16 protein-coding genes are annotated in these 16,032 nt (G+C 68.2%); 8 read left to right on the top strand and 8 right to left on the bottom strand.

Annotation, left to right across the window (positions count from 1 at the left end; all coding sequences use genetic code 11):
• Positions 1-280 precede the first annotated feature (280 nt).
• Positions 281-1,126, top strand: coding sequence for a helix-turn-helix transcriptional regulator (locus CCN37_RS03610; protein ID WP_086819180.1), 846 nt, complete (start codon positions 281-283; stop codon positions 1,124-1,126).
• Between the two features lie 3 nt (positions 1,127-1,129).
• On the opposite strand, the gene CCN37_RS41985 is transcribed toward CCN37_RS03610, so the two are convergent.
• Positions 1,130-1,246, bottom strand: a complete 117-nt coding sequence (locus CCN37_RS41985) for a VOC family protein (protein ID WP_256388012.1) — start codon at positions 1,244-1,246, stop codon at positions 1,130-1,132.
• A 44-nt stretch (positions 1,247-1,290) separates the two neighbouring features.
• Here CCN37_RS41985 and CCN37_RS03605 point away from each other — a divergent pair, with 44 nt between their 5' ends.
• From CCN37_RS03605 to CCN37_RS03600, 3 genes are all read left to right on the top strand, one after another.
• Positions 1,291-1,824 (top strand): DUF4365 domain-containing protein, encoded by a 534-nt coding sequence (locus tag CCN37_RS03605; RefSeq protein ID WP_086819179.1) that lies wholly within the window; start codon positions 1,291-1,293, stop codon positions 1,822-1,824.
• A gap of 616 nt (positions 1,825-2,440) precedes the next feature.
• Positions 2,441-2,980, top strand: a complete 540-nt coding sequence (locus tag CCN37_RS38820; protein ID WP_143261404.1) for a hypothetical protein — start codon at positions 2,441-2,443, stop codon at positions 2,978-2,980.
• 312 nt (positions 2,981-3,292) lie between these two features.
• Positions 3,293-3,673 (top strand): VOC family protein, encoded by a 381-nt coding sequence (locus tag CCN37_RS03600; protein WP_086819178.1) that lies wholly within the window; start codon positions 3,293-3,295, stop codon positions 3,671-3,673.
• Positions 3,674-4,036: 363 nt separating this feature from the next.
• Here CCN37_RS03600 and uvrB read toward each other — a convergent pair whose 3' ends face one another.
• Both uvrB and CCN37_RS03590 read right to left on the bottom strand, forming a co-directional pair.
• Positions 4,037-6,202, bottom strand: coding sequence for an excinuclease ABC subunit UvrB (uvrB, locus tag CCN37_RS03595; RefSeq protein WP_086819189.1), 2,166 nt, complete (start codon positions 6,200-6,202; stop codon positions 4,037-4,039).
• Positions 6,203-6,270: 68 nt separating this feature from the next.
• A complete protein-coding gene (locus tag CCN37_RS03590; RefSeq protein ID WP_086819177.1) occupies positions 6,271-7,404 on the bottom strand; it encodes a DUF5685 family protein in 1,134 nt (377 codons plus the stop codon).
• Positions 7,405-7,517: 113 nt separating this feature from the next.
• On the opposite strand from CCN37_RS03590, the gene CCN37_RS03585 reads away from it, so the two are divergent.
• On the top strand, positions 7,518-8,057 hold the full coding sequence (locus CCN37_RS03585; protein WP_086819188.1) for a DUF402 domain-containing protein: 540 nt from the start codon (positions 7,518-7,520) through the stop codon (positions 8,055-8,057).
• A gap of 155 nt (positions 8,058-8,212) precedes the next feature.
• A complete protein-coding gene (locus CCN37_RS03580; RefSeq protein ID WP_086819176.1) occupies positions 8,213-8,740 on the top strand; it encodes a DUF402 domain-containing protein in 528 nt (175 codons plus the stop codon).
• A 25-nt stretch (positions 8,741-8,765) separates the two neighbouring features.
• On the opposite strand, the gene coaE is transcribed toward CCN37_RS03580, so the two are convergent.
• The 3 genes from coaE to CCN37_RS03565 are packed head-to-tail and all read right to left on the bottom strand — an operon-like array spanning position 8,766 to position 12,323.
• Entirely contained in the window at positions 8,766-9,956 is a 1,191-nt protein-coding gene (coaE, locus tag CCN37_RS03575; RefSeq protein WP_086819175.1) for a dephospho-CoA kinase, read from the bottom strand.
• Positions 9,957-9,969: 13 nt separating this feature from the next.
• Positions 9,970-10,830 carry an SDR family oxidoreductase gene (locus CCN37_RS03570; protein ID WP_086819174.1) on the bottom strand — a complete coding sequence of 287 codons (861 nt, stop codon included), beginning with the start codon at positions 10,828-10,830 and terminating at the stop codon, positions 9,970-9,972.
• Positions 10,827-12,323, bottom strand: coding sequence for an NAD(P)/FAD-dependent oxidoreductase (locus tag CCN37_RS03565; protein WP_086819173.1), 1,497 nt, complete (start codon positions 12,321-12,323; stop codon positions 10,827-10,829). The genes CCN37_RS03570 and CCN37_RS03565 overlap by 4 nt, the downstream gene beginning before the upstream one ends.
• A gap of 102 nt (positions 12,324-12,425) precedes the next feature.
• Here CCN37_RS03565 and CCN37_RS03560 point away from each other — a divergent pair, with 102 nt between their 5' ends.
• The gene (locus tag CCN37_RS03560) at positions 12,426-13,073 is read left to right on the top strand and encodes a TetR/AcrR family transcriptional regulator (protein ID WP_086819172.1); all 648 of its coding nucleotides are present in this window, start codon (positions 12,426-12,428) and stop codon (positions 13,071-13,073) included.
• A gap of 12 nt (positions 13,074-13,085) precedes the next feature.
• Here CCN37_RS03560 and CCN37_RS03555 read toward each other — a convergent pair whose 3' ends face one another.
• Both CCN37_RS03555 and rpsA read right to left on the bottom strand, forming a co-directional pair.
• Entirely contained in the window at positions 13,086-13,274 is a 189-nt protein-coding gene (locus tag CCN37_RS03555) for a hypothetical protein (RefSeq protein WP_143261402.1), read from the bottom strand.
• 129 nt (positions 13,275-13,403) lie between these two features.
• Positions 13,404-14,930, bottom strand: a complete 1,527-nt coding sequence (gene rpsA, locus CCN37_RS03550; RefSeq protein WP_086819170.1) for a 30S ribosomal protein S1 — start codon at positions 14,928-14,930, stop codon at positions 13,404-13,406.
• Between the two features lie 262 nt (positions 14,931-15,192).
• On the opposite strand from rpsA, the gene CCN37_RS03545 reads away from it, so the two are divergent.
• Positions 15,193-16,029 carry a class I SAM-dependent methyltransferase gene (locus tag CCN37_RS03545; RefSeq protein ID WP_246842794.1) on the top strand — a complete coding sequence of 279 codons (837 nt, stop codon included), beginning with the start codon at positions 15,193-15,195 and terminating at the stop codon, positions 16,027-16,029.
• Positions 16,030-16,032: the final 3 nt, after the last annotated feature.

The following is a 16,032-nucleotide window of genomic DNA, read 5'->3' as shown; positions in this document are numbered from 1 at the left end:
CCCACTGAGGGGGTCCCCCCGCCGACGAGACGGATTCCCCCCACCCGCGACCTGCACGTTGACGCCTCCCGGCAAATGCCGGAACAATTGAATCGGGGGGACCCCCTCAGTGGGCGAAAGCCACCCTCGCCCCCTCGATCCCGCGAGTTCGATTTTTTGCCACCGTGGCAATCAATAACGCGTTGGAGTGATTCGCCGACTCCGGCCCCGTTCGACGGCCTTTTTCGTCAGTGCCCCGCGCAACCATTGCGCCGAAATCGTCCACGACGCTGGAGGGCACATGACCGAACCCGATCCGACGCTGCGCGGGCAGGACCTCGGCGAACGGCTGCGCAGGCTGCGGATCGCCGCGGGCCTGACCCTGGCCGACGCCGGGGAGCGGATCGACGCCTCCAGCAGCAAGCTCAGCCGGATCGAGTGCGGCAAGCGCTGCGCGCGGGTGGAGGACGTCGCCGCCCTGCTCGCCCTCTACGACGTGACCGGCGACCGCCGCGCCCGGCTGCTCGCGCTGGCCAGGGAGGTCGACCGGCGCGGCTGGTGGCAGCCGTACCACCCCGACCACGAGGAGCGCCTGCGCACGCTGCTGAAACTGGAGGCCGAGGCCCACGGCATCGTCGACTTCCAGGCGACGCACATCCCGGACCTGTTGCAGACCACCGAGTACGCGCGGGCGCTGCTGACCGAGAGCGAGATGCTGACCGAGCGCGAGATCCGGCAACTGGTGACGAGCAGGAAGCGCCGCAGGGCCCGGCTGCGCGAGGAGCGCTCGCCCACCCTGCTGGCGATCACCACCGAACTCGCGCTGCGCTACACCGTCGGTGGCGTTCCCGTGCAGCGCAGGCAGCTCGACCACCTGCTGCGGATGTCCACCCGGCGCCGCGTGACCCTGCTCGTGGTGCCGAACACCGGCCGGGCGAACGTGGGCTGGACCGGCTCGTTCTCGGTGTACGCGCGCAGCAGGCCGCCGACGGTGGTCTTCGTCGACCACCTCACCTCGCACCTGTTCCTGGAGGACGACAGCGACGTCGAGACCTACGAACGCGCGGTCGACCGCCTCGTGGACGCCGCGCTGGACACCGGCGAGTCCGCCGCGCTCATCGCCAGGGTCGCCAAGGAGCTGGAGTGAGCCTCACTGCACGCAGAACTCGTTGCCCTCCGGGTCGAGCAGCACCACCCACCGCTCGGTCCGCTCCCGCAACAGCTCACTCCTCGCCCCTCTCAGGCAAAGCCTTGCTGGTTCACGCAAACGACGGCTACACGAGACGCCTAAGGCAAGCAACGCTAGCGATCATGGTTGATGGCGTAAGCCGTCCGTGGAACGGTGTGGCGACCTTAGACACGAATCGGGCCAAGTCCCGGTTCGGCATTGCCTACGTTCGCGCAGTGTGCAGCCAGGCTGGCGTGGGTTTTCAGGAGACCAGCGCAGACGAAGACGTCCTTGCTGTTGACGGAACAGTCGAATTTGAGGTCGGACCGGCTCGAGTTCAGGTGAAATGCACAGGGCAGTTCCGGCTCAAGGGTGGCCCGACGGCAACCTGGTCGATCGATGAATCCTGGCGCCGACGTTGGACACGTTCCGGTGTTCCCGTCTACTTCGTCCTCGTGATCGTGGACCCCGATGACCAGATCTCGTGGCTGCAGCACCAAGACGAGGCAACCCTGCACTGTGCAGCCGCCTTCTGGGTTCGGGTGGATACACTCCCCGCCGGACAGAACATCGCTGTCCCAAAAGCGCAACGTTTGACAGCTGACACGCTACGGGCGTGGATGGAAGACGTCGAGGCTAGCTTCGACGGGTCGAGAGGAGGCGGTGTGGTTGCCTAACGCCGTCGCTCTGCCCACACTGGCCGACTTGCTGAGCTACCTCAGAACTCATGATTGGTCAGCCAGCCCACCTGGTCCAGGCGGAACGCTTTGGTCGAAGGGTGATGCCCGCGTCGGAGTCCCCAACGAACCGGATGACGTATTGATCAGCTCTGTCCTGAGCAGAATTGCCCGCGTAGAGCAACGCGAATTCCAGGTTACCGCCGACGCAGTGCGGAACGTAAGATTCGACGTAACGCACCTAAGAGCAGCAAATGACTATCGAATTTCCGACAAGATCCCTCTGGGAACTGCCACGAAACTGATTAGCTCAGCTCGAATGATGCTTCGAGCGACTGCCACAACAGCACGTTGGGAGCGAGCCCAGATCGCTGGTAGCTACTCCCGATTCGGCGATGAAGTGATCCGCAAGTCTTACATGGGACACACGGAACGTGGATCGTTCATCATTCCCGTACTAGTACCAATACCCGAGCCAGAGCAACCAGACTCTCGGCAACCAACCCTCTACGACGACCATGCGGAGCCCGTACTACACACGGCCGCACCCGAGCCATTCGAGCGTCGAGTTGTTCGCACATTTGCCCAATCAATGCAGGCCGTACGCGATCTTGTCGTGGACCCCGGCCTGAGACCAAACCCCGATCAAATCCACGAATTGGTCTATCGCGGAGTCAGTAGAGAATTCTGCTCCGCACTGGCTAGCATTCTCAATGAAAGTGCAATCGGAGAGTTTGAGACCATCGTCGCCTGGTCTCCGGTAGCACCCGCACCAGAAACAATGCCACGACAGGTGTCAATTAGCGCAGAAGCCGTAGACCTAGTAGTATCCGCCGCCGAAGGCCTGCGCCAGCAACGGTCACCCTCCAAACAAACATTTTCTGGAACTATCATCCAGTTTCGTCACGAGAACCGCGACGACCCTTTCGGCGAGATCGCCGTATCTACGATGCGCAGAGGCCGACAATCAGAAGTCAGGGTACGACTCCCGCTCGATACCTACCGCGCAGCCTGGGATTGGCATAACGCTGGTCGAGCCGTTCTAGTCGAAGGAATCATCCGCAAGTCTCCAGGAAAGTCCGGCATCGTGGACACGCCTGTCCGTTTCCAGCCACTCGACGAATTAATGTTCCCCGACCAGATGGCGCCTTCTTGAATTCAGCGACCATGGCCTGATACTCCCACGGCAGACAGACAGACCCACCCACAAGCACTGGGAATACGCACGAACCAAGCCAGCTTTCTTCGGAACTCCTACGCATTTTCCCGACCTCAATACATAAAACCAAAAAACACATGCAATCGGCGCAACCCCAGCACCAAAGCCCAGAACTGCCCCAGCGCACCGGGACACTCTCGGACGCTACGCCGGAGCGCGGACGGTCACCGGGCGATCATGCTCGGCGACGGACTGTCTAGGATCTGCCTCTCCCCCTGCCGACATCCCCACTCCGGAGGACAGACAACAATGGGTACCCCCGTCCACTTCACGATCAACGCCAGCGACCCGGCCCGCGCGCAGGCGTTCTACAGCGCCGTCCTGGACTGGAAGTTCAGCCAGTTCGGCGACATGCCGTACTGGGGGATCGAGACCGGTGAGGACGCCACCGTCGGCGGCGGCATGGTGCAGCGCACCGGCGACGCCCCGGCCGCCGGCCAGCCCGCGAACTCCTTCGTGCTGACCGTGCTCGTCGAGGACTGCGACGCCACCGCGGAGGCCGCGGTCGCCAACGGCGGCGCGGTCGCCGTCGCCAAGACCGCCCTGCCCGGCCTCGGCTGGACCGTCCACCTCGCGGACACCGAGGGCAACGTCTTCGGCGCCATGCAGCACGACCCGAGCGCGGCCTGATGACGCGCGGGGCCGGTCGGCTCACCACCGACCGGCCCCACCGCCCAGCAGTCGCTGGCCGAGACAAACCCCACCGCTGACGGTCTCGAACCGCCACAACCTCGCCGATTCGGCGTCACGCCACCGTTTCCGCCCTCGCGGCACCCTTCGTCCCGCCTGAGCACCAACCGCGTACGCCGCGCCGCGCTCGCTGACCCACGGACGCACCGATTACGCCGCACTCGCAGCAAGGTTGCGCACTCGCAAGGCCGAGCGATCACCTCAGCACTGTCCGGCGAGCACCCACGACGGCACTCACCGGACACCTGCGGCAGTGCTCACGAAACGCCTGCGGCAGTGCTCATTTGACGCCTGCGGCAGTGCTCATTTGACGCCTGCGGCGTCCATGCCACGGAGCTCCTTCTTCAGGTCGTGGATCTCATCGCGCAACCGCCCGGCCAGCTCGAACTGCAGCTCGCGCGCCGCGTTCATCATCTGGTCGGTCAGCTGCTGCACGAGGTCCGCCAACTCGGCACGGGCCATCGTCTTGACGTCGCGGTCACCGAGCACGCCCGCAGTGGTGCGACCACCGCCGCCCTGCTCCGGCTTCTTGCCGCGCGAGGCGTTGCGGCCGGAACCGCCGACGGCCACCTGCTCGCTGTCCTCGGCCTCGGCGTAGACGACGTCGAGGATGTCGGCGATCTTCTTCCGCAGCGGCGTCGGGTCGATGCCCTGCTCGGTGTTGTACGCGATCTGCTTGGCACGCCGCCGATTGGTCTCGTCGATCGCGTACTGCATCGAGTCGGTGATCTTGTCGGCGTACATGTGCACCTGGCCGGAGACGTTGCGCGCCGCGCGGCCGATGGTCTGGATGAGGCTGGTGCCCGAGCGCAGGAAGCCCTCCTTGTCGGCGTCCAGGATCGACACCAGGGACACCTCGGGCAGGTCGAGGCCCTCGCGCAGCAGGTTGATGCCGACGAGCACGTCGTACTCGCCGAGCCGCAGCTGGCGCAGCAGCTCCACCCGGCGCAGCGTGTCCACCTCGGAGTGCAGGTAGCGCACCCGGATGCCCAGCTCCAGCAGGTAGTCGGTGAGGTCCTCGGACATCTTCTTGGTCAACGTGGTGACCAGGACGCGCTCGTCCCGCTCCGCGCGCAGGCGGATCTCGTGCACGAGGTCGTCGATCTGGCCCTCGGTCGGCTTGATGACGACCTCGGGGTCGATGAGGCCGGTGGGCCGGATGACCTGCTCGACGAACTCGCCCTGCGCCTGGCCCATCTCGTAGGAGCCGGGCGTCGCGGACAGGTACACCGTCTGCCCGATCCGGTCGGTGAACTCCTCCCAGGTCAGCGGGCGGTTGTCCATGGCGCTCGGCAGCCGGAACCCGTGCTCGACCAGGGTGCGCTTGCGAGAGGCATCGCCCTCGTACATGCCGCCGACCTGCGGCACGGTCACGTGCGACTCGTCGATGACGAGCAGGAAGTCCTCGGGGAAGTAGTCCAGCAGCGTCGCGGGCGCGGTTCCCGCAGAGCGGCCGTCGACGTGCCGCGAGTAGTTCTCGATGCCGGAGCAGAAGCCGACCTGGCGCATCATCTCGATGTCGTAGTTGGTGCGCATGCGCAGCCGCTGCGCCTCCAGCAGCTTGCCCTGCTTCTCCATCTTCGCCAGCGTCACCTCCAGCTCCTGCTCGATGTCGCGGATCGCCCGCTCCATCCGCTCAGGACCCGCCACGTAGTGCGTCGCGGGGAAGATCCGCAGCGCGTCGCACTCCTTGACCACGTCGCCGGTCAACGGGTGCAGGTAGTACAGCCGCTCGATCTCGTCGCCGAAGAACTCGACGCGCACGGCCAGCTCCTCGTAGGCGGGGATGACCTCGACCGTGTCGCCGCGCACGCGGAAGGTGCCGCGCGCGAAGGCGATGTCGTTGCGGGTGTACTGCACGTCCACCAGCGCGCGGAGCAGCGTCTCGCGCTCGACCTCCTGGCCGACCTCCAGCTGCACCGAGCGGTCCAGGTACTCCTGCGGCGTGCCGAGGCCGTAGATGCAGGACACCGAGGCGACGACGATGGTGTCGCGGCGCGTCAGCAGGCTCATCGTCGCGGAGTGGCGCAGGCGCTCGACCTCCGCGTTGGTCGAGGAGTCCTTCTCGATGTAGGTGTCGGTCTGCGGGACGTAGGCCTCTGGCTGGTAGTAGTCGTAGTAGCTGACGAAGTACTCGACAGCGTTGTTCGGGAACAGCTCGCGCAGCTCGTTCGCCAACTGGGCGGCGAGGGTCTTGTTCGGCGCCATCACCAGGGTGGGCCGCTGCAACCGCTCGACCAGCCACGCCGTGGTCGCGGACTTGCCGGTACCGGTCGCGCCGAGCAGCACGATGTCCCGCTCGCCCGCCCTGACCCGGCGTTCGAGCTCGTTGATGGCCGCGGGCTGGTCACCTGCGGGCTTGTAGTCGCTGACCACCTCGAACCGGCCCGACGCCCGTGGGATCTCGCCCACCGGACGGTGCTCGGAGATCGGGCCAGCCGCCGAAGATCCGCTTGCGGGATCGAGCATCGACTCAGTGGAGTAGTGCGGTTCCTGTGCCACGTCGTCGAGGGTATGTCGGACCCCTGACAGTCTGCTCAGCAGGAGCAATCACAGTCGCAACTGCGGCAGCAGGCGCGGCACCCGCAGTTCACTCCGCCCTCGCAGGCTCGGCAGCCGCACTCGCCGCAGCAGTCACCGCAACACTCCGTGCAGCAGTTGTCGCGATGGCAGAAGCCCTGCTTCTTCTTGCGGTCCCACGGGTCGTTGTACTCCTTGCGGCAGCACATCTGGCCCGTGCAGAACATGAACGAGGCGATGCCGCAGCCGACGAACCAGTTGCGCCTTGGCAGCTCGGGAGCCTGCGGAGCGGTCGGGTCGGCGTGCTGGGCGAAGACCCGTTCGACGGCCGCCTCCAGCTCGTGCACGAGCAGAGCGTGGGCCAGCCGCTGGTCGGTGAAGTCGACCTCCTTCAAGGCCAAGCGCACGCCGAGGACCGCGTCGTCGCAGAGCCGCCGGGCCTCCTCGAAGGAGGTACCGGTGGCCAGCAGCGGGTTCCACGCGCCGGACGCGCGGTCGGCGGCCAGGTCCTCCACCGCGTCGAGCAGGTGCGCGACCCGGCCGAAGAGCCGCCCGGCCTCGGCCAGCGCGTCGGCGTTGCCAGGGCGGCCAGCCAGCACGGCGGTGTGGGAGAAGGCCGCCGCGGTCGCGGTCTCGGTGGGCTCGGTGGCCAGCAGCGGTGAGTCGCCGATGCCGATCCCGCGCTCCAGATCTCCTTGGCGCAGAACGGCTTCGGTGAGCACGGCGGTGTCGAAGCCGATGCTGTCGCCGGTGCTCGCGCCCTGTCTGGCCCATCGCGTCGCGACCCGGCGACCGACGCCCGCCAGGCGCGGGCTGGCGAAGGCGCCATCGCCGTCCTCGGCGTGATCGCGGACCTTCGCCGAGGCCAGCACGAGCGAGACGGCGGCGGCCAGCTGCGCGCCGGAGCCGATGCTGATCTTCGCGGGCATCATCGCGCGCAACGGGCACGGGCCCGCCGTGCGCCTGCTCGCGCGCTCCGACTGCGCCTCGACCAAGACCGAGATGACCAGGCCGTCGTAGTTCGTGACGACCCTGGCGAGCTGGCCGTGCTCGTCGCGCAACGCGTGGCAGAGCCCGCACAGGTGCGCGAGCCAGGCTTCGCGCAGCTGCTTGGACAGGCGGTTGCGACAGGGTCGGATGATGCCGAACACGGCTCCCCCTCGTGACGTGCCCCGGCCCAGTCCGGGGGAGGCAGGATGCCACGACGCGACCAGGCGTGTGATTGTTCTGGACGAACTCCCTTCACGTAGCGATCGTGGACGGCGTGACGCCCAGCGCAGCCCACCAGGGACCAGGCCAGCTCCACCCGCCGAAGATCGAGGTCTTCGACGTCGACGCGGGCACGAACACCGACCCCAAGGGGTTCGTGCGCCAGGTCGACGCCTACCGGAGCGAGCCGTTCGGCCTCTACATGGCCCGACCGACACCGGGGCACCCCCGCCTGGCCTACTTCCGGAGCTGGTTGCTGCCCTCGTTCGGGCTGCGCGTCGGCCGCTGGTCGTGGCACCCGGGCTGCGAGGAGAGCTTCGACTATTACCTCGATGTGGTGAACATCAGCCGCGTCGGAAACGTCTGGCGGACCAAGGACCTCTACCTGGACCTGCTCGTGACGTCCGGATCGGCCGTCGACGTGGTCGACATCGACGAGCTGCTGAGCGCTCTCGGATCGGGCCTCGTCGACGCCGAAGAGGCCGAGTGGGCACTCACCGTGACGCATCGCACAGTCGACGGGCTGAGTCGAAGCGGCTATGACCTCGACAAATGGCTCACCGGTCACGGTATCGCCCTGTCGTGGAAACCGTGACCATGGGTGACCGCCCTCAGGCGTGAACCCCCGATCGGCGTCGGCGGGCCGTGGAGGCTGGCGTCCCCGGATCGATACTTGGGCACTGACCGCACGTGAGCTCGACACCAGACCCGTCGATCACGTGTCGCAGCGCCCCCGCTACTCTCCGATTTGTGAGCGCGGTCATCACACCGCAGCTGGTCGACGTGGTTGACACGTTTACCTCGGTGCGAAACTACTCGTCAGGAACTGCCCGGCAGCTGACTACGTGCCGGGTCGAGCCGTGGGGTCTCCACACGGAGTGCCCCACTCCGGAGGACCCGTTCTCCGAGTGCGAGGTCACCTGGCTGTTGCCGGACCTCGGGCTGCGGTTGACGTACCACCGGCCGAGATCCAGGCACGCCCGCAGCGCGCCCAGCGTGCTGACGGCCGTGCGGGTGCAGCGAGATACCCGGTCCTGGCGAACCACCGACCTGTTGCTCGGGCTCTCGGTGCCCGGCGGGACCACGGCGCGGATCGTCCGCTCCGAGGAGTTCGCCGCCGCCGTCGCCGGGCGGGTCCTGCGCGCTCCCGACGCCGACCTGGCGCTGCGGACCGTTCACCGCACGCTGGAGGAGATCTCCTACCAGCGCCACGACATCAGCAGCTGGCTGTCCTCCATGGGGATCTACGACAGCTGGCCCCCGATGCCGGAGATCTGACGCGAGCGCACGCCGGCCGGTCCCCTCACCACGACCGGTCGGCGTGTCCTCCGGCCCAGTCGACGGCGCGGGCCAGCGCCGCGTGCATCCACGGGTCCTTGGCGTCGGCGTAGCGCGTGGCGCCCCCGTCCGCGGCGAACGCTGGAGCCAGCTCGCGCTTGAGCGTCGCGTAGGCCGTGACCTCGTGCGGGTGCGCGCGCAGCCAGTCGCGGAAGACCAGGGCGTAGCGCCACGCGGGCCATTCGCGGACACGGACGTGCAGGTTCACCGGACGGCCGGGATCAGCCGAGCAGTGCACGCGCTTGCGCCACACCTCTGGGTCCGGGTGCGAGGGCAGCACGGTGTCGGTCAAGGCGTCCGGGTAGCGCGGGAAACCGGCCTCCGCCAAAGTGTGCGCCAGCTTGTCCGCCTCCTCCAGCGAGCCGACTCCGAGCTGGAGATCGACCACGTTCTTGGCCGCGAGCCCCGGGACCGACGTGGAGCCGATGTGCTCGACGGGGGCGCCGCCGGTCGCCGCCTGGAGGCGGGCGATCAGCCGAGCCGCCTGCGCGGGCCACTCCGGGTCGTAGTCGACGACCTTCGGGGAGCCGACGCGGTGAACGCGCTGTTCACGGGTGTTCGCTTCGAAGGGCAGCAGACGCTGTTCCCACAGTTCGTCCACTTCGGCCAGCACCGCGGCACGCTCGCCGCCGTTGTCCAGCCACACGTCCGCGGCGGCTCTGCGCTGCTCGTCGCTGGCTTGCGCGGCGATGCGCGAGCGCGCGTCGGACTCGGCCATGCCGCGCGCGGAGACCAACCTCCGCACGCGCTCGTCGACGGGCGCGTCCACCACGAGCACCAGGTGGTAGGCGGGCGCCATGCCGTTCTCCACCAGCAGCGGGACGTCGTGCACGACGATCGCCTCCGAGGGCGCGGCGGCCATCATCTCGCCGGTGCGCGCGCCGACCCTGGGGTGCACGATCCCGTTGAGCGCGCGGCGGGCGGCGTCGTCGCTGAACACGATCTTGGCGAGCGCGGGGCGGTCCAGCGACCCGTCCTCGGCCAGCACCCCTTCGCCGAAGACGGCGACGACGTCCCGCAGGCCGTCGGTTCCCGGTGCGACGACCTCCCTGGCCAGCAGGTCGGAGTCGATCACGACCGCGCCGAGCTCGGCGAGCCTGCCCGAGACGGTCGACTTCCCAGATCCGATCCCACCGGTGAGCCCCACGCGCAACATGAGGCGGATTGTGTCAGCTGTGCCGTGCCTTGTGCGCGTGGTTGCCGACGGCCCGGCCGAGCTCGGCGAACTCGGCCTCGTAGTCGTCGATGAAGCGGCCCATCAGGCGCCGGGTGACGAGGTCGGCGACGTGGCTGGTGATCAGGCTGCGAGCCCAGTACGCCACCGCGACCGAGCCCGGAACGTAGACCCGCCTGGAGCGGCGTTCGATCCCCCGGACCACGGCGCGGGCGCATTCCGCGACGTCGGTGGTGGAGTTCGCGGGCCACGGCAGGCGGGAGCGCAGGCGCGCGAAGCTGGGCAGCTCGGCGTCGGCGTCGCGGACCATGTCGGTGTCGATCCAGCCGAAGTGCGCCGAGCCCACCGTCACGCCGAGGTGGGCGACCTCGTTGCGCAGCGAACACGTCATGGCGTCGACCCCGGCCTTGCTCGCCGTGTAGGCCGCCATCCCGGGTGCGGGCGCGAACGACGCGAGCGAGGCGATGGTCAGCACGTGCCCCTTGCTGGCGATGATCCACGGCAGCGCCGCGCGCACCGTGTTGAAGACGCCGTTCACGTTGACGTCGATCGTGCGCGCGAAGTCGGCGGGCTCGGTGGTGCGGACGGTGCCGTAGTTGACGATGCCCGCGTTCGCGACCACCACGTCGAGCCGCCCGAACTCCGCGACCGTGGCGTCGACGGCGGCGCGCAGCGACTCGGGCTCGGTGACGTCGACCGGGTGCCACAGGTGCCCGGGACCGAGCTCGTCGGCCAGCTCGGCCAGGCGCTCCGGCTCCAGCCCCACCACGGCGACGCGGGTTCCCTTGGCCGCCAAAGCTTTCGCGGTGGCGGCACCGATGCCCCTGGCGGCTCCGGTGATCAGCGCGGTCTTCACCGGACGCTCGTCAGCTCGTCGTGGACCGCGCGGGAGCGGACCAGGGTGCGGTAGGCGTCGGGGTCGAACTTCCGCGTGGTCATGCGCAGGCTGAAGCTGAAGCCCGGCCACAGCGCGATGTTGCGGCCCTGGTCGTCCAGGTACCAGCTCGAACAGCCGCCGCGCGACCACACCGTGCGCCGCATGCGCCGCTGGATGCGCTTGTTGAAGCGGATCTGCGGCTCCCGCAACGGCTCCACGGCGGTGACGCGGTGCTCACGCAGGTGGTCGAGCGCGTCCAGCACGTAGTTGAGCTGGCTCTCGATGATGAACACCATCGAGGTGTGGCCGAGCCCGGTGTTCGGGCCGATCAGCATGAACAGGTTGGGGAAACCGGCGATCGTGGTGCCCCGGTAGGCGCCCGGCTCGTCCTGCCAGGTCCCGGTCAGGGAGGCGCCATCGCCGTTGAAGATGCGGTGGCCGATCGGGAAGTCCGTGGCGTGGAAGCCGGTGCCGAAGATCAGGGTGTCGACCGGGCGCTCGGTGCCGTCAGTGGTGACGATGGCGTGCGGCCGGACCTCGGCGATGCCGTCGGTGACCAGCTCGACGTTCGGCTTGGTCAGCGCGGGGTAGAAGTCGCTGGTCACCACGACGCGCTTGCAGCCGAAGGCGTAGTTCGGGGTCAGCTTCTCGCGCAGCACCGGGTCGGCGACCTTGCGGCGGAGGTTGCGCAACGAGAGGCGGCGGGCGATGCCGAGGATTTTGGGCTGGACGGTGAAGCCCAGTGCGAAGCTCTCCCGGCCCCAGTACACGGCGTAGCGGGCGAGGCGTTGCAGCGCGGGTAAGCGGCGGAAGAGCAGGCGTTCCACCTTGCTGACCTTGCGGTCCCACCTGGGCATGGTCCAGTGCGCGGTGCGCTGGAAGACGTGCAGCTTGGCGGCCTTCGGCTGGATCTTCGGCACGAACTGCACGGCCGAGGAACCAGTGCCGATCACCGCGATGTTCTTGCCGGTCAGGTCGTGCTCGTGGTCCCAGCGCGCGGAGTGGAACTGGGTGCCCTCGAAGGACTCCAGCCCCGGGATGTCCGGGATCGACGGCTGCGACAGCGGGCCCGCGCCGAGGATGAGGACGTCACCGGTGAACTCGCCCCGGCTGGTGCGCACGTGCCAGCGCATGCGCTCGGCGTCCCACCGCGACTCCAGCATCTCGTGGCCGAAGCGGCAGCGCGGGTAGATCTCGTTGTCCCTGGCGAAGCGCTGGAGGTAGGCCAGGATCTCCGGTTGTGAGGAGAAGGAGCGCGACCACTCGCTGTTCTGCGCGAAGGAGAAGGAGTAGAGCAGCGAGGGCACGTCGCAGGCCGCGCCGGGGTAGCTGTTGTCCCGCCAGGTCCCGCCCACGTCGTCGGCGCGCTCCAGCAGCAGCACGTCGGTGATCCCGCGCTCGCGGAGCCGGTGGGCCGCGCCGAGCCCGGAGAAGCCGGTACCGATGATCAACACGTGCGCGTGCTCGGCCATGCCCCGCCATCCCTTCACCGGTTACTGAGAAGTACTCAACTCCACGGTAGGGTGACTGTTGAGAAGAAGTCAATAGGATGCGGAGGTCCCTACACTGGGTCCATGTCGTCGATCACCGAGCCCGCCGCCGAGATCCCGGCCGGGCGCCCCCGAGGCCGGATGACCAGGGACGCCCGCCGCGCCCAGCTGTTGGAACTGGCCACCGAGCTGATCATCGAGCGGGGAGTCGACGGCTTCTCCACCAACGAGCTGGCCCGGCGCGCGGGCATCTCCAACCCGCTGCTGTTCCACTACTTCCCCACCAGGGGCGACATCGTGCTCGAAGTGGTCAGCGCGACCATCGAGGACCTGGTGGAACGGGTGCGCCCGAACCCCGAGCTGTCCCCGATCGACCAGCTGACCGAGGGCCTGAGCCGCTACGTCGGCTACGTGGAGCGCACGCGCAACGGATACCTGTCCCTCGTGCGCGGGGCCGCCGCGGCCGACGCCGACCTGCGCGCGGTCGTGGACTCCAGCAGGACGCGGATCGCCGGGTACTTCACCGACAGCCTCACCGCGGCGGGCATCGAGGTGGACGCCGCGCTGTCGTTGCTGGTCCGCGGCGCCGTGGCGTTCGTGGAGGAGATCGCGCTGCACTGGGTCTCCGGCCCCCAGCTCGACCGCGAGGACCTCGTCGAACTGCTCCGCGACTCGCTGCTGCGCGCGCTCCCCTTCTCCGCCGAGCAACTCGAAGCCCTCACCACCACCTGACGCGCGCGGGGTTCACCCCACCATCGCGAACGCCGCGTTTGGTGCGCCGAACTCCCTGAATGACCCTTTCAGTGCGTTGAGCGCACCGAACGGGTCGTTCAGGGCTTCCCCGCGCACCGAACAGGCCGTTCGCCACGTTGACGTGCTGAATGACTCGTTGAGGTGGTTGAGCGTGGTCAATGACTCGTTCAGCACGCTCAACGGACTGAACGAGTCATTGAGGTGGTTGGAGCCGCCACCGCGACCCCGGAACGGGGAAGGCCCCGCACCACGTGGAGTGGTGCGGGGCCTTCGCCTCTGCGTACTGCGGTGCTACCCGAGCGGGATGGCTTACTGGCCGCCGGAGAGCTTCTCGCGGAGCGCCGCGAGCTGCTCGTCGCTGGCCAGCGAGCCCGAGGACTCGCCACCCGAGGAGTAGTTGCCACCACCGGTCGCGGCGCCACCAGCGGAGCTGGAGGAACCGGCGGCCGCGGCCTCGGCGCCACCGTTCGCGGCGGCCTCCGCCTCGGCCTCGGAGGCCTTGACGACCTGCTTGATGTGGGCGTCGTAGCGCACGCGGGCCTCGGCGTACTGCCGCTCCCACTCCTCGCGCTGCTTGTCGTAGCCCTCGAGCCAGTCCTGGGTCTCCGGGTCGAAGCCCTCGGGGTAGATGTAGTTGCCCTCGCCGTCGTACTCGGCAGCCATGCCGTACTGGGTCGGGTCGAACTCCGAGTCCGCGGTGAAGCCCTCGTTGGCCTGCTTCAGCGACAGCGAGATGCGGCGGCGGTCCAGGTCGATGTCGATGACCTTGACCATGACCTCGTCGCCGACCTGCACGACCTGCTCCGGGATCTCGACGTGGCGCTCGGCCAGCTCGGAGATGTGGACCAGGCCCTCGATGCCCTCGTCCACGCGGACGAACGCACCGAACGGAACCAGCTTGGTGACCTTGCCCGGCACGATCTGGCCGATCGCGTGGGTGCGGGCGAACTGGCGCCACGGGTCTTCCTGGGTGGCCTTCAGCGACAGGGAGACGCGCTCGCGCTCCATGTCGACGTCGAGCACCTCGACGGTGACCTCCTGGCCGACCTCGACGACCTCGGAGGGGTGGTCGATGTGCTTCCAGGACAGCTCGGAGACGTGCACCAGGCCGTCGACGCCACCCAGGTCCACGAAGGCACCGAAGTTGACGATGGAGGACACGACGCCCTTGCGGACCTGGCCCTTCTGCAGCTGGTTGAGGAACTCGCTGCGGACCTCGGACTGGGTCTGCTCCAGCCAGGCGCGGCGGGACAGGACCACGTTGTTGCGGTTCTTGTCCAGCTCGATGATCTTGGCCTCGAGCTCGCGACCGACGTAGGGCTGGAGGTCGCGCACGCGGCGCATCTCCACCAGCGAGGCGGGAAGGAAGCCGCGGAGGCCGATGTCGAGGATGAGACCACCCTTGACGACCTCGATGACGGTGCCCTTGACGGGCTCGTCCTTCTCCTTGAGGGCCTCGATCGTGCCCCAGGCGCGCTCGTACTGGGCGCGCTTCTTGGACAGGATCAGGCGGCCTTCCTTGTCCTCCTTCTGGAGAACCAGGGCCTCGACGTGGTCACCGACGGAGACGACCTCGGCCGGGTCGACGTCGTGCTTGATCGACAGCTCGCGCGAGGGGATGACGCCCTCGGTCTTGTAGCCGATGTCGAGCAGCACCTCGTCGCGGTCGACCTTGACGATGGTGCCCTCGACGATGTCGCCATCGTTGAAGTACTTGATGGTCTTGTCGATGGCGGCGAGGAAGTCCTCTTCCGAACCGATGTCGTTGATCGCGACCTGGGTCTTGGCAGGCGCGGGACCGGCGTAGGAAGGGATGGTGACGGTGTCGGTGGACATTAGGTGGGGTGCTCCGGTACGGATAGGTGTAGTTGGCCTCTGCACGTTCTTTCGCTGCGGGCTTTGTCTAGCCGGCGCAAGTCATAGTGCTACAAGGCCAACAACGAGCGACGAGCGCCCCCTGTTCCGAGCAGTCTGCTTCGAGTACGTCGAGAGATGCCGGTAGCAGGCAGCGCGCACCCACCGCGCGGACGGTATCGTACGCGCCTGCTCGACGGCCGGGCAAACCGGTTACTCCGATCCGATCCCCAGTAGGAGCAGTGTGTCTGAGCAGCACCAGCACGCCAGCGCGGAACGAGCGCTCGGCACGGTCGGGATCGTCAGGCGCGAGGCGGGCGTCGTGGAGTCCCGGTTGGCGAACATCGCCTGGTGGGACGCGGACGCGGACGACTACCGCGAGGAGCACCGGGACTTCCTCGGCGCCGCGGACTTCGTCTGGTGCCCGGAGCGCCTGCGCGAGGAGGACGCCCGGCTGCTCGGCGACGTGAGCGGGCTCGACGTGCTGGAGCTGGGCTGCGGGATGGCCGCGTGCGCGCGGTGGCTGGCCGCGCGGGGAGCGCGCACCACGGCGCTGGACGTGTCGGCGGGCATGCTCAAGCACGCCGCGAGCGACAACGCGGCCACCGGCATCCACGTGCCGCTCGTGCAAGCCAGCGGTGACGCGCTGCCGTTCGCGGACGGCTCCTTCGACATCGTGTGCTCCGCCTTCGGCGGCGTGCCCTTCGTCGCCGACGTCGAACTGCTGATGCGCGAGGTCGCCAGGACGCTGCGGCCGAGCGGCCGGTGGGCGTTCGCGGTGACGCACCCCGTGCGGTGGTGCTTCCCCGACGACCCCGGCCCCGACGGGCTCACCGTGATCCAGTCGTACTTCGACCGCTCGCCGTACGTGGAGGTCGACGAGGTCGGCAGGGCCACCTACGTCGAGCACCACCGCACGCTCGGCGACTTCGTGCGCGCGATCACCGCGGCGGGCATGGCGCTCAAGGACATCGTGGAGCCGGAGTGGCCTGACGGGCACACGGGGATCTGGGGCCAGTGGAGCCCACTGCGCGGCAAGCTGTTCCCTGGCACGGCGATCTTCCTCTGCGAGAAGCTGTAGGAC

Origin of the sequence: Allokutzneria sp. NRRL B-24872 (genome assembly GCF_002155965.1) — a bacterium.
Lineage (GTDB): Bacteria > Actinomycetota > Actinomycetes > Mycobacteriales > Pseudonocardiaceae > Allokutzneria.
The sequence above is the reverse complement of the archived record's forward strand: the minus strand, read 5'-3'. Positions and strand labels throughout refer to the sequence as shown.